General features: G+C 60.9%; 13 protein-coding genes. 7 read left to right on the forward strand and 6 right to left on the reverse strand.

The window, feature by feature from the left end:
• Positions 1-43: 43 nt before the first annotated feature.
• Positions 44-925 carry an ester cyclase gene (locus tag LVJ94_41145; protein ID WXB03297.1) on the reverse strand — a complete coding sequence of 294 codons (882 nt, stop codon included), beginning with the start codon at positions 923-925 and terminating at the stop codon, positions 44-46.
• Between the two features lie 1,005 nt (positions 926-1,930).
• On the opposite strand from LVJ94_41145, the gene LVJ94_41150 reads away from it, so the two are divergent.
• From LVJ94_41150 to LVJ94_41175, 6 genes are all read left to right on the forward strand, one after another.
• The gene (locus LVJ94_41150) at positions 1,931-6,100 is read left to right on the forward strand and encodes a DUF6531 domain-containing protein (GenBank protein ID WXB03298.1); all 4,170 of its coding nucleotides are present in this window, start codon (positions 1,931-1,933) and stop codon (positions 6,098-6,100) included.
• Between the two features lie 50 nt (positions 6,101-6,150).
• A complete protein-coding gene (locus LVJ94_41155; GenBank protein ID WXB03299.1) occupies positions 6,151-6,447 on the forward strand; it encodes a helicase RepA family protein in 297 nt (98 codons plus the stop codon).
• Positions 6,448-7,235: 788 nt separating this feature from the next.
• Entirely contained in the window at positions 7,236-8,426 is a 1,191-nt protein-coding gene (locus LVJ94_41160; GenBank protein ID WXB03300.1) for an MBOAT family protein, read from the forward strand.
• Complete coding sequence (locus LVJ94_41165; protein ID WXB03301.1) at positions 8,423-8,605, forward strand: hypothetical protein; 183 nt, start codon at positions 8,423-8,425, stop codon at positions 8,603-8,605. Before LVJ94_41160 ends, LVJ94_41165 begins: the two co-directional genes overlap by 4 nt.
• Before the next feature lie 10 nt (positions 8,606-8,615).
• A complete protein-coding gene (locus LVJ94_41170) occupies positions 8,616-9,596 on the forward strand; it encodes a hypothetical protein (GenBank protein ID WXB03302.1) in 981 nt (326 codons plus the stop codon).
• A gap of 206 nt (positions 9,597-9,802) precedes the next feature.
• On the forward strand, positions 9,803-10,144 hold the full coding sequence (locus LVJ94_41175) for a nuclear transport factor 2 family protein (GenBank protein ID WXB03303.1): 342 nt from the start codon (positions 9,803-9,805) through the stop codon (positions 10,142-10,144).
• A gap of 10 nt (positions 10,145-10,154) precedes the next feature.
• Here the strand turns inward: LVJ94_41175 and LVJ94_41180 are convergent, their stop codons facing one another.
• The 4 genes from LVJ94_41180 to LVJ94_41195 are packed head-to-tail and all read right to left on the reverse strand — an operon-like array spanning position 10,155 to position 12,298.
• On the reverse strand, positions 10,155-10,802 hold the full coding sequence (locus tag LVJ94_41180) for a pentapeptide repeat-containing protein (protein ID WXB03304.1): 648 nt from the start codon (positions 10,800-10,802) through the stop codon (positions 10,155-10,157).
• A 29-nt stretch (positions 10,803-10,831) separates the two neighbouring features.
• On the reverse strand, positions 10,832-11,377 hold the full coding sequence (locus LVJ94_41185; protein WXB03305.1) for a hypothetical protein: 546 nt from the start codon (positions 11,375-11,377) through the stop codon (positions 10,832-10,834).
• Positions 11,364-11,885, reverse strand: a complete 522-nt coding sequence (locus tag LVJ94_41190; protein ID WXB03306.1) for a sigma-70 family RNA polymerase sigma factor — start codon at positions 11,883-11,885, stop codon at positions 11,364-11,366. Before LVJ94_41190 ends, LVJ94_41185 begins: the two co-directional genes overlap by 14 nt.
• Before the next feature lie 8 nt (positions 11,886-11,893).
• The gene (locus LVJ94_41195; GenBank protein ID WXB03307.1) at positions 11,894-12,298 is read right to left on the reverse strand and encodes a hypothetical protein; all 405 of its coding nucleotides are present in this window, start codon (positions 12,296-12,298) and stop codon (positions 11,894-11,896) included.
• Positions 12,299-12,402: 104 nt separating this feature from the next.
• On the opposite strand from LVJ94_41195, the gene LVJ94_41200 reads away from it, so the two are divergent.
• The gene (locus tag LVJ94_41200; GenBank protein ID WXB03308.1) at positions 12,403-12,597 is read left to right on the forward strand and encodes a hypothetical protein; all 195 of its coding nucleotides are present in this window, start codon (positions 12,403-12,405) and stop codon (positions 12,595-12,597) included.
• Here LVJ94_41200 and LVJ94_41205 read toward each other — a convergent pair.
• A complete protein-coding gene (locus LVJ94_41205; GenBank protein WXB03309.1) occupies positions 12,566-13,117 on the reverse strand; it encodes a hypothetical protein in 552 nt (183 codons plus the stop codon). The genes LVJ94_41200 and LVJ94_41205 overlap by 32 nt on opposite strands.
• Positions 13,118-13,123: the final 6 nt, after the last annotated feature.

Below are 13,123 nucleotides of genomic sequence, written 5' to 3' on the forward strand. Positions count from 1 at the left end.
CTCAAGGTTTGGAGTTAATCAACCTCGTGCCGTGGCTTCATGCCTATGTGGCGCGCCCCGTCATTCCATTGGCACGCGGAGACAGGCACGCGTGGCGAGCGGCATGACTACTTGGTCGCGCGAGACGAAATTGGAGTGGCGACATCCGAGTCCAGCGACGGAACGAACGAAAGAACGAGGTCGACTCGAAGCCGAGTTGAAGCGCAATCTCCTTCAGCGGGCGCGCGGTGTTCGTGAGGTACTCGCAGGCCAGCGCCTGACGGATGCCGTCGACCTCTTGCTTGAAGGTGGTTCCCGTTTGCTGCAGCCGTCGCTGAAGGGTGCGCCGGCTCACGCCCATTCTTCGCGCCACGTCTTTTATCTCCGGCCCGCCCGCCAGCTGGCATTCGAATGCCTCGCGAATGGACCTTCGGAGCGAGGACAGAAACGTCGCCGGCACCGGCACCTGCGGACATTCGTCGTCGCGCGAAGAGTCCGGCTCGGACCGCTCGAGTACCCGTTCGACCATTCGTGTAAGCGCAAGCTCTCCTTCGTAACTCGAGAAGAACACGGTCGACCACTGCTCGATGATTCGCTCATCGTGAAAACGGATGAGCAGCATCTGCTCGATCTCGATGCGCCCATCGTCGAAGGCGCTGCCATCGAGCAGCCCTACGGACTTTACGTGCTTCGTGCAGCGAATGGCCGCGCGATCGACATCGTGAACCTCGTCCGAGATCTCATAACGCAAATCCGGAAAGACGCTCCGCGTCGCGCGCACGACGCGCGCCAAGGCGCTGGGTCCAAGACGCTGGCCGGTGCGTCCCGCCTGGTAGCTGACGTGGTCCGAGTGGACGAGCTCGTCGAGAAGTTCGACGCGACCTTGATTCCAAACGTCTTCGAAATATCGAGCTACGAGTCGCCTGTGGACATGCTTCGGTGACAAGGACTCCTCTTCACTCACTCCCGTAACCCCAACACTCAGCGCTACCGCAGCGGATTCGCAGTGCACGCGCTCGCACGGATAGAGACGCATCGAAACGTCTCGAACGCGCCATGGATTGACATTGTTCTCCGCCTTGCACAAGGGAACGGCGAGTTCCATCGGTCGCCAAATGCATCGCGCCCCCGATATGCAACTGCAGATTGTGTCCGGGCCGCCACATCGCACGCATCATAAATGGCGCGCTATGCTGCATAAGCTCGTGCTTTGCGCTCGGGGCGACGAGCTCATCGCTTCACGGAGGGCACGAATCATGAGCACAGGCTGCGCCTGCGTCTTTGAAAGACTCCGTCATCGTGCTCCGAGCAATGAACATATCGGTGCGATGACATTGCGTATCGAATCGATAGAACGGCATCGAACATGGGCAACACATCGACTATATTAACGTCAAATCGTTGTCGTCGAGATATGCAAATATCCGGTCACTTCTCAAGAGGTCTGCCGAAGGAGGGTCGTCCGAGTCAACATCATTCAACATCGAGCAACCGCGGTGGCACCCGAATTCCAACGGAAGCGGACGTCGGGTAAGAATTTCGCGACGTGGAGAGAATCGACGGCGATCCGTTTCTCGTACCTGCCCATCGTTCCGCAAGTTCGTTATCGCTTGCAACCGCAGCAACATCTCAGTACCCGCCGACCTTCGCGCCCCGAGCTAACGCGCGAGCTGGTGCCACGATGTCCCAGTGAGTAGGAACAAGACATGCGTTGGCTCAACCGTTTGGAAGAAGCCGTTTCTCTTGATACGAGACCGCGAAGGGTGCCATGTCGCACCCGCGCCGAACAGTTGCCAGCCTCCCCGAAAGCGATGAGCATACGCGGAGCACATGACGTCCATACTCGACGTTGCGGACTCGCTTTTCGGAGCTGCCCACGAAACGAGCGGCCTCTCGTGCGGAGAGATAGCCGCGTGGGCCGGCGCTTTTTTGCCAGCCAGTAGGATAACCGATGTTCGCGGGTAAGCAGACGGATCTCGTCGTCGGCTTGGACATCCACATGGAGATGGTCCCGGCGCCGCCGGCGCCGCCGCCGGCCGGAATACCGACGCCTTTCCCCATGCCCTTCATCGGCATGATCGAGTTCAGCCCCGGCGGGCTTCTTTTGGGAATGGGAATGGGTCTCGGCATGGCGGCGATCTTCGGAGGGCCCATCCAGGGCCCCGTCGTCATCAATGGCATCTTTCAAGCCGCCAAAACGGGGGACGACGCGACGAACAAGATGACGATGCCCCACGTCGTCATTCCACCAGGCTTCATGTGGACTCCGCTCCCCAAGCCGCTGAAGCTCAAGATAAGGCCACCGCCACCAGGGCCTGATCCGCCGGCGGCCCCACCGGGTGACGCCGTTCTGATTACCGGCTCGAAGACGGTATACTTCGAAGGCTCTAACGCGTGCCGCTTGCCCGATCTCGCGATGAGCTGCAGCGATCCGGTGCGCTTGCCGAGTTCCGTATTGCTCGCGATACCCAAAGGTTTGCCCGTTCTTGCCATGGGGCCGCCCGCACTCGATCTCGCGGCCGCCGCAAAGTCCTTCTTTCTTCGAAACAAATGGACCGCGGGCCTGCTGCAGCAGGTGGCTAGTCTGTTTCCGACACAGCGGCTTCGCAATCTGGCATCGAAGGCTGCCTGCTGGCTTACCGGCCACCCCGTAGACATCGCAACGGGGCGTCTTCTCACGAGCGCGGAAGACTTCGTCCTGCGCGGCCCCATCCCGATTCAGTTCGAGCGCAACTATTCGTCGGCGTGGAGTGAACGTGCGTCGCCGCTTGGCTACGGTTGGAGCCACACCCTGCACGAAGCGATTTGGCTCGAGCGCGGCAAGGTCGTCTACAAAATGGGCGACGGGCGCGAAGTCGAATTTCAATGCCGGCATTTGCCCGGTCGCTACTTGCCCGATGGTGGCGAAATCTTCAATCCTCTCGAGCGGCTCACCCTCCGCCGTCATGCGGAGGGGTATTACGAAGTACGGACGGTGGACGGGTTGGTCCGCGAATTCTCGGTCCTTCCGGGCAACACGCGAGTCTCCTTTCTCACGAAAATCCGCGATGGTATCGGTCACTTCGTCAATCTGGCCTACGATCGCGATTGTCTCCTGGAGACGGTGACCACAAGCGAAGGTCGATGGATTCGTCTCGAGCACCGCGATGGCCTGTTGCGCCGGATTGCGGTGCCCATCGCCGAACGAGACGACGGCTGGTACAATCAGGTTAGTTTCGAATATTCGGCTGACGGCGATCTCGTCAAGGCGTTCGACTCACAAAGTAACGCAAGGGTCTATCGCTACGAGAACCATTTACTCATTCAAGAGACCGACCGCGACGGGGTCACGTTCTGGTTCGAATACGATGGCCGTGATGCCCACGCCAATTGCGTTCGCACGTGGGGAAACGACGGAAAGGGACAAGATCGACTATTTTTTCGAGAGCTCAACTACGACAAGAAAAACATGGTCACCCTCGTCGAGGATTCGCTAGGCCATGTGACCGCGTACAAGATGAACGTGCTCAACGGAGTCGAGGAAGTCATCGACCCTCACGGGGCAGCGACGAAGTTCGAATACAACGAGTTTCTCTGGAAGACGGCGCAGATCGATGCATTGGGCAATACGACGCGCTATGAATATGATGCCAGGGGAAACGAAATCAGCCGCGTGTTGCCGAACGGCGCCCAGCTTCGCGTAGAATACGACCACCTCGATCAGCCGGTGCGAACGATGGATCCCCTCGGTGTCGAATGGCGCTGGCAGTATGATCGATGGGGGCGGCTGCTCGGTCGTTGGAACAATCTCGGTGAAGGTTTTGCACGTGAGTACGAGGGGCGGGTTCTGCGCAGCGTGGTCCGTGCCGACGGCGGCCGCTATCTCTTCGACTACGATGCGTCGGAGAATCTCTCGCGCATCACCTTCCCCGACGGAACGACACACGAATTCTGCTACGATCGGCAAGGGAACGTCATCAAGACCCGAGACGCGGCGGGTCGTGTGCGGCGCCGCTTCTACGATTGGGAGTCACGCCTTTTCCGTATCGAGGAGACGGGCGGGCTCTGGCGCCAGGTGAGCTACTCGCCCGAAGGGGACGTTCTCGAATATCGAGACAATATGAGCCAATCCATATTTGGATATTCGGGATATCATTGGCTCGCGTGGGGATCGGAATCGGGCGAGAGAACAGAGTACGGCTACTCCTCGGAAGGACAGCTCATTTCCGTGATCAACGAGGCCGGTGAGGCTCATTCGCTGATCCGAGATCCGTGCGGTCGCGTCATCGAAGAGAAAGGGTTCGACGGCCGGACACGAACGTTCTTGCGCGATCCGATGGGGCGCGTCTCTGCCAAGTTTCGGCCCGATGGGCAGATGGAGACATTTGCCTACGACGTCATGGGCAATGTGGTGTCGGTCAAGTACCCCGACGGAGAAGAGGCGCTTTTTTCGTACGATGACATCGGCAATATGCTTCGGGCGACCAATTCCATTGGAACGGTTACACTGGAACGAGATGCGCGCGGCCGCTGCATCAAAGAGTCCTTCGACGATGACTGGGTCGCAAGTCGTTACGACCTTCTCGGCCAACGCCTCGAGGTAGCCAGCTCCCGGGGGATGCGCGAGAAAATGACGCACATGCCGATGGGCAGCGTGCAGAGCATCGGCATCTTCGAAAGGGACCCGCAGGGGGTAGCAAAAGCGACGTGGGGTATCACCTTCGAGCGAGACGCTCTAGGTCGGGAAACCAAACGAGCCATGTCCGGGGGGGTGGTCGCAAGACGCGACTATGACGAGCGGGGTTTGCCCGTGCTGCGCGAGATCGCACGCGGTGCGGAGCTGCGCGCGCGAACCGAATACGCCTGGGAGGGGGACGATCGGCTTCGCCGTCGCGTTGATCACGGCGTCGGCGTAACGGATTATGCGCACGACGGGCGTGGACGACTTTCCGCCGCACGATATCCGGACGGAACCATCCAGTATCGTGCCCCCACGCCCTCGGGGGACCTGCACAAGGATCCAGATCGCAAGGATCGCCAATATCTACCCGGAGGGGTTCTGCATACGGCGGATGGCGCGCAATTTTATTACGACCAAAACGGGAATCTCACCGTAAGGCGCGAGGCCGACGGTGACGAATGGAATTACACATGGGACGGCGCAAATAGGCTCATTGCGGTCAAGACGCCCGCGGGGGTCGACGTGCATTTCGCGTACGACGCTCTAGGACGGCGAATAAAGAAGACCGTGCGCGCGGAGAGCCACGAATCAACGACCGAGTGGCGTTGGGATGGCAACGTGCCCATCCATGAGTGGAAGCAGGCACGCGATGGCGTCGAAGGGATGACCACGTGGATATTCGAGCCTCAAACCTTCACCCCCGTGGCCAAGGTGGAGCGGGCTCGCGGAGAACAAACGAAAAAATTCGGGATTATCTCGGACTATCTGGGAACGCCCGAGGAGATGATCGACGAAGCAGGCCAGATTGCATGGCAGGCGCAACTCGACATTTATGGGTTGTCGCGAGCCATCGAGGAGGAAAGAGGTAGGTGTCCTTGGCGACGTGGCGGACAATATGAAGATACGGAGACCGGCCTCTACTACAATCGGTTTCGATATTATGACCCTTCTCGCGGCGATTACATATCTCAAGACCCGATCGGTCTCGCCGGAGGGCTTCGCGCCTATGGATATCCAATTGATCCGCTGGTCTGGCTCGACCCATTCGGCCTCGTGGCGATCGGGGACGTGGGGCCGTACGAGCCGATGGCAAAGGCTGCCAAGGGGACCGGGCTCGATGCGCACCACGTCGGTCAACAAGTACTGATGAAAGAGTTCATACCGGGATATGATCCCGCGACAGCACCATCGATTCTGGTGCCGGTTCGGGGACACAGGACGCGCGCTCCGGATGTTGGCATCGTCAAGCGTACCACCCGAAAAAATCCGGGAGTGAGTTCCGCGCGTGAGCTGCTCGACAGAGATATCGCGGAATTGCGTCGTGTCTATCCGGAGATACCGGAAGCAAAGATCCAAGAGTTGATCGAGATGAACGAGAGGATGTACCCTGCTCACATGAAGCCACCGCCCAACTCGGAAGAGAAACCCCAAGGTAGTGGCTGCGCAACGGGTGGATCATGAAGGATGAACAATTCGTCGATGGTATCCGAGAAGAAGTACTCGAGCTCAACTTGAAGGACTACGCCGAGAACCTCAACATGCCGCTCGAGCGCGTCCGCGATCCGATCTATCGTCCGATCGTGACCGCGTTCCAGCAAATGAACGCGGAGCAGCAGGCTGCCATGCACGCTTTCGCCAGACTGGTTCTCGTGGACACGATCTCGAGTCTATTCGGTATCCTCGATGGCTCATCACGGATGAGAGACTTCGGAGAAGAATTCTCCGTCATGTACGAAGGCGAGAAACTCAACGGCAATTTGCAGGACGATTTTCTCGCCAAGGAGCAGGAGCTCGAAGGCAAGTCGTAGAAATTCGGAAACGACATCGGCAGTACACGAGACGACCGTCATTGGCCCGAATCGCGGTTGCCTGAGTTGGTACCCGCATCTCCAACCGACGAGCCCAGCGCGACGCGGGTGGTCGCTCGTCGAAGACGGCGAGACGCACCGTGGTCCGCTCGGGGCCGTTTGCACGCTACTGGCGGCCCTCAGTGCGCTTCTTTACGCGGTGCGCGCATCACGTCGATTCTCGAGACGATTGGCCGCGAAGGCATCGCACTCTCGACATCGTGCGTCCAGCTCGTAGTGGCTATGCTCCTCTGGCATCGCCTCGACGCCAAATTCGATGCACTCCACACGCATCGCACTCCCGAAGGGGCCGGCCGCGCGTCCTGAGCGCGCCAAGCGGGTGGTGCCCTCGGGTGGTCATGGAGGGTCGAAGGCGCTTTCGTTGATCCGGGGGTCCGCTGCATTCAAGTTCCCGGTTCCAGACGCGCGTCGAGGTCGATGGCGAGGCCTCATGCGTCGCGCAGAACGACCTCGCCACCTCCCACGGTGATGCGGCGCTTCACGACCCGTGGTAGGAGCGAAGTGGACCACCAACCCGCGAGCTCAAGGATCTGACCACACATGACCGACATGTTTCCGAAATGGCATCCTGTGCACCGCGCAGCATCCAGCGCCTGAATGTGCGCACGTCGAGCGCACGGGCTGGGGAAAGAGCCGTGCCAGTTAGTCCTGTACTTCGCGCCGGGTTGGAGTTACGGAACGCAAGATGACGGACGCGACACCGCGGCCCGCCATGCAGACGAGATAGCGTGATTTACAACGACCTCAGTTACTTCATTCTCTTCCTTTTGCCGGCCGCGCTCGTCTTTCACCGCGCATCGGGGGTGGTCCGCGAATGGGCCATCGCCTTCGCGGGAGCTTCGTTCTTCATTTATTATTCGTATCAGTACTTCGGTGGCTGGATTCCCGCCGCGTGCCTCGGCTTGTTCGCCCTGGAGATGGTGACGTCGCGATTCTATCGCGCGCGGTCGTGGTGGTGCATTTGGGGGATCGCCCAAGCCATCATCATTCTATTCGTTTTCAAATATACGAATTTCTTCATCAGCGTGCGGAACACCTTGGCCGGACCATTCGGGGAATCGCCGTGGTCACCGGTGAAGGGATTGTTTCTTCCGCTAGGCATCAGCTTCTTCACGTTCGAGTTCATTCACTACGCGGCCGATATCCATACGGGCAAACTGCAGCCGGCGCGCGCCTCGCGGTATGCCGCATTCATCCTCTTTTTTCCGACGATGGTGGCCGGGCCCATCAAGCGCTATCAAGATTTCGGACGAAAGATCGAAACCGCCCGATTCGATCCCGACCTCATGGCCCGTGGCGTGACCCGCATTCTGGTCGGTCTCGCCAAGAAGCACGCGGTCGCCGACACTTTTTCGGTCTTTTCGTCGAAACTCAACACCGAAGCGTTGTTCAGCGCACCGCCCTGGCAGATTGCCGCGTGGATATTTTGCTATGGCGGCAAGATATATTTCGACTTCAGCGGATATTCCGACGTGGCCATTGGCTCGAGCTACATCTTCGGTATCGAGGTTCCGGAGAATTTCGACTACCCCTATTTCCGAACGTCGATAACCTCTTTTTGGCGTCACTGGCACATATCTTTGTACCGTTGGATCGTCGACTACATCTTCATCCCGCTCGGCGGTTCACGGGGGACGGAAAGGCGCACCGCGGTCAATACGCTGATCGCGTTTGCCGTTTCCGGCCTATGGCACGGCGCCGGCCTCAATTTTCTCCTATGGGGCCTCTGGCACGGCGTGCTTCTCGTCGGTCATCGATTTTGGCGGAAGGTCCGGCCTGCGGAGCTGGAAGGGAATACCGGCTGGACGTTGTTTAGCTGGGCGCTGACCTTCGTTCTCGTCAATCTAGGGTGGGCATTCTTCTGCATGGACTCCTCCCGGGCCTTCTTTGCGCTGGGGCGCATTACGGGGTTGAAATGACGAACATCCTCACTGCGGCCAAAGAGCGATTGGACGTACTTTTCGGCGCTGCACCTGCTGCGCCCAACGCCGCCACTGCGCCTGGCGGAATCGCACTCGGCCTTCTATGGGCCTTCTTGTTCGGGCTGATTTACTTGTTCGGCGGCAGCAACGCGAAATTCATCTACATCGATTTCTAGCAAGGTCGACATGGCTCCTCCCACACTCGCCCGATTCGCTCCCTACGCCATCTTTGCGTTCGGGTTGCTTGCGCTCGATGTGACCGTTCCTCGCTACGCCCGGAGTCACTTCATTCCGGAACAGATGATGCATTCGCTCGGGGCGGCTCGGCCCGAGGTCGTGCTGATTGGCAATTCCCTTCTCGCGGCCGGGTATCGGAACGGCGTTCGAACGCGGTCACGACCTTCCGTTTTCAACGCTGCGATTGGCGCCACGACGCCTCTGGAAAATTTCGTGACGCTTCGGCGCGTCCTCGCGCAGACGGAACCGAAGACGGTGGTTTACGGCTGGTATTCGACCCAGCTCGTCGACGATGCCGTGAAGATCGACGATATCCAGGGAAATCGCTTGGTGTCGGTTCTATGGGCGAACACCAGCGATCTGTCGTTCTTCTTTCCGCGCCCCCAGGAGCAGCCCATCGACGTGGCGCGCTTTCTCCTGATGAAGCACGTTCCCCTCGCGGCATATGCACCGTTGGTTCAAGGTCGCTTGGAGATATCCCGGCGTGGGTTGGCCGCGGACAAGAATGCCGCCTCCGCGAATCCCTTCGGCGCCGACGCCGATTTCCGGCGCATGGCCGATGCCTCGTGGAACGATATCGATTCTCGGCTGGAGAAACGCCGCACTGGATCGACCTTCTCGTTCTCGCGCTTCGTCGTCGCGATGCGCGATAACGCCCATTCGCGCGGCGCGAAAATCGTCTGGGTGGCCATGCCGCTCGCATCCCGGGCGCGGGCCACCGCGTCAGCCAGTGCCACGTACCAAAGCTACGTCGAGGCGGCGCATCGTGAACTCGCCTCGGCTCCGGGAGACCGCTTCCTCGATGCTTCGGAGCTCGCCGGGATCGACGACGGCTCCTTTGCCGACGGTCTCCACCTGAATGAACGAGGGGCCCGCGTCTTTACACAATGGCTCGACGATCAACTCGCTCCGCCGGATGATTCCAAGTAAAATTCGCCGCCCGTTGTAGCGGTACGAGATTCGACCCGCGCGAGCGTTTTTTTTCTAAGATTTCCAAGCAACTGTCGCCGCGAGTGGCCGACGCAATGCTCTCGGCCATTGCCTGCCTTGCCAAGCCGACAATGGGCACCAAAAGGTCCGTGGCCATTGGCAAACAATCGCTTTACACGAAGGACGCACGAGAAAGGTCCATTCCCATGCTTTCGCCCCTGGAAGTCGTCCAACGACAATTCGATGCTTACAATCGCCGCAACCTCGACGACTTTCTCGCCAATTTCCACGAAGACGTCAAAGTCTTCCGTCCGCCCTCGCCCGATCCAGCGATCGTCGGCAAATGCCAACTTGCAGACTTCTACGCGAGCGAGCGCTTCAACCGCCCGGCGCTGAAGGCGGAGTTGATAAGCCGCACCGTGCTCGGGAACAAGGTGTTCGATCACGAGCGGATTTGGGGTGTCCGAGAAACGGCGTTCGAAATGATGGCCGTCTTCGAGGTCCAGGACGGTGCCATTCGGACGATCTGGGGATTCTCCGCAGAGTAGGCGCGGACGGTTATGCGTCTTGGATGACCAGGCCCAAAAGCGACCGGGAAAGAGCCGCGGCTTGCTCGCGGCTCACCACGAGGCCGCGAAGGTCCCTGGCGTCGACACGAAGTTCGCCGAGCGTCGAGCGGCTCACGTCCGCGCCATCGAGCTTGGCGCGCGTGAAATCCGCGCCGTGCAGCTCGCAATCGATGAACGTCGTGCCCGTGAGGTCTGCCTGGTTGAAGTCGGCCTCCGCGATGCGGCACCGTTCGAAGACGACCTGACGAAAGCGCGCTCGCGCGAAGGACGCAAAGTCGAGATGGCACTCGGCGAAGCGAACGTCGTCGAGCTCTCCCTCGCCGAGCTTTCCGCCCGTCATTCGGCATCCTTGGAATTCAACGCGGGTGAGCTTGGCCGCCGGCCAGTCGATCATGGAGAGCGTGCACCGCTCGCACACGACGTCCAGCCACGAGACGCGGGTGAGCTTCGTGTCGTTCATCGCACCGCCGACGACGCGAACACCGTCGAAGCGAATGTAGTCACCTCGCTGATTTGCGAGGTCGCAACTCTCGAGAAGGGAGCCATCGAGATCGAGCGTGTCGAGCCGGTCCGGCGATTGGGACGCGAGATCTTTCGGCAAAATGGGCGAACGAAGCGTCTTCTTTTTGGCAGCCATCGGTGCCGAGTTTCGCACGGCGGGTCCACTCAGGCGCTGAACATTCTTCGCAATGAACCGGGCACGATCCCCGCGGTGTAGCCCAGCGCGAGGCCGATGACGCCCGAGTAGCCGATGCAGCTGCAACCCATGGCGCCGACCAAAACGGTCATCGCCGAGGCTCCGAGCCAGAAACCGAGGCCGGCGCGGCGCCGGTGCCCGATGCCCGCGATGGCCACGCCCGCGACGATGCCGCCCACGACGCAGGCGGGCATGCACAGGGTCATGCACGCACCGCCGGTGCATACGTGCTGCACGTGGTTCGCGCAGAGCGCGAAGAGCATGGGCACCAGGCCGGCGGCAAGCCCGGGAAGCACGGCACGCTTCACGTCGCGACCGTACCAGAGCATGACCGCCCCCATGACGAAGGCGCCCACGCCGAACGCGGCCGCCCACGAGGGCCGATGCGTGAAGGCGCACGCCAGCCCAACGACGAGCCACACGGGCGCAAAGCCGAGGATGGCGCGCCATGCGCGTGCCCATTCGTAGCGCATGCGGGCACGCCGCTCAATGCGATCGAGATCAATCGAGTCCATAGAGCCTCCTAAATGCGCCTCGAAGGCGGTCGAGCGCGCGCTCGCGTCGCTTGCGAAGCGTGCTTCCCCCGACCGCCGGTGCCTCGTCCCAAAAGGTCGCTGCCAGGGCGTCGCGATCCATGTCGGACAATTCGCCCAGTGCCGCCACGGCGGCTTGCTCCAAGTCGCGTTGGACGAACGCCTCTTCCGCGTGGGCGCCCGCCACCTCCGGCTCGACGTCCGGCACTTCTTTGCGACGGAAATGCCGGCGTTGCAATGTCCTGCACTCCCACGCGGCAATCGCAAAAGCCCAGGTCATGGCGCGACGGTGCGGATCGTAATCCGATGCGCGCTCGAGGATCTTTTGCATGGCCTGTTGGGCGGCGTCCGCCGCGTCGGCCTCGTTTTTCAACATGCTCGTGCAGAAGCGCAGGACCGGTCCCCAAAGGTGCTTGAACACGGACGAGAACGCCGAACGATCGCCATCGGCGAGGCGGGCCATCAGCGCGTCGAGCTCTCCTCCGTCCATGGTTTGGATTATCCGACCAGCCGGCGCGCACGACGAAGAATCTCCTCGCCCCTCCTTTCGGAGTCGGGGGAGCTGAGGGTCACGCGAAAACCGGAACCGGCCGATTCGACATCGACCTTGAGGCCGTCCACGTCGAGGGCGCAATCGGACTGCTGGGCAGCGAGATGGCCGGCCAAGGAATGGCGCAACCACTCCGCGGTAAGACCGGGCTCGGCCTGCACGTAAATGCGGGCGCCGCGGAGCACGGGAAGCGAGGCACGACCGAAGCGTTCCTCTGGACGGTACGGCTCCACGGAGACGATGTGGTGTTCCCGCAGCTCGCACGGGGGCGACCCCGCAGCCAACGACACCGCGGGAATGCCGAGCACGCTGCTGGCAACGACGAGAACGGTAAGGGCTTTTCGGATGAACATGAAACCTCCTTGCGACGTCTAGGCAGGAGGTCCCCGGAGCGTGACCGAAAAAAAAACGTCACGCGCGGCGGCATCGCCGCCTACTCGTTCGAAAGGACAACGATATGAACCTTGGAAAGAAGCTCGCGATCTCGGCGGTCATGGGAATCATCGGTGCCGCGGCCGCTTTCGGAAGCGCGCAGGCGGGCGCAAAACTCGCCGCGGACGAGCAGGTAGCCGGCGACAAGGCCGGCTGCGGGAATCACGACGGGGGCAAGTGCGGCTCGATCAAGGAGCCACGCACTTCGCTTCCCCGTTGACCACCGTGCAGATGTCGCCGGCGAGGCAGAGGACGGCGGCGCAGGACGCGGGCGCGACTTCCTCTTTGACGAGAACGCTCGTCGTGGCGCCGCGGACCAGTTCCAGTGTGCCGCGCTCGAGGGTGATCGAGGAGGTGCGCAAAGACCCACCCTCGGGGCGAAGTTGGAGCTCGCCAGCCGACTCGTCGGCGCACCACTTGCCGGCCTCGGGCACGGTGCAGGGAAAGGCGACGCAATGGATGTTCGGGTCCACCAGCGACGCCTCCACCATGGCGGTGTAGCTCCCGTCGGCGGCGAGGGAGAGCGATTCGAGCTCGCCGAACTCGCTCGCGCCCTCGCCGTGCCATGCGTAGGAGCCCACGAATGCGGGCACGGCGTTGCAGAGTTCCCCTTCCGAGACCTTGCTCGCACCGCGATCTCCGCCGGCGGCTACGTCCGATTCGGCGGAGCAGCCGGCGATGGCCAGGGAAGCAGGAACGATGAGAAGAATGGCAAACAGGGATACTCTAGCGGTGTTCATGGTAAT

The organism is Sorangiineae bacterium MSr11367, assembly GCA_037157805.1.
GTDB lineage: Bacteria > Myxococcota_A > Polyangia > Polyangiales > Polyangiaceae > Pendulispora > Pendulispora rubella.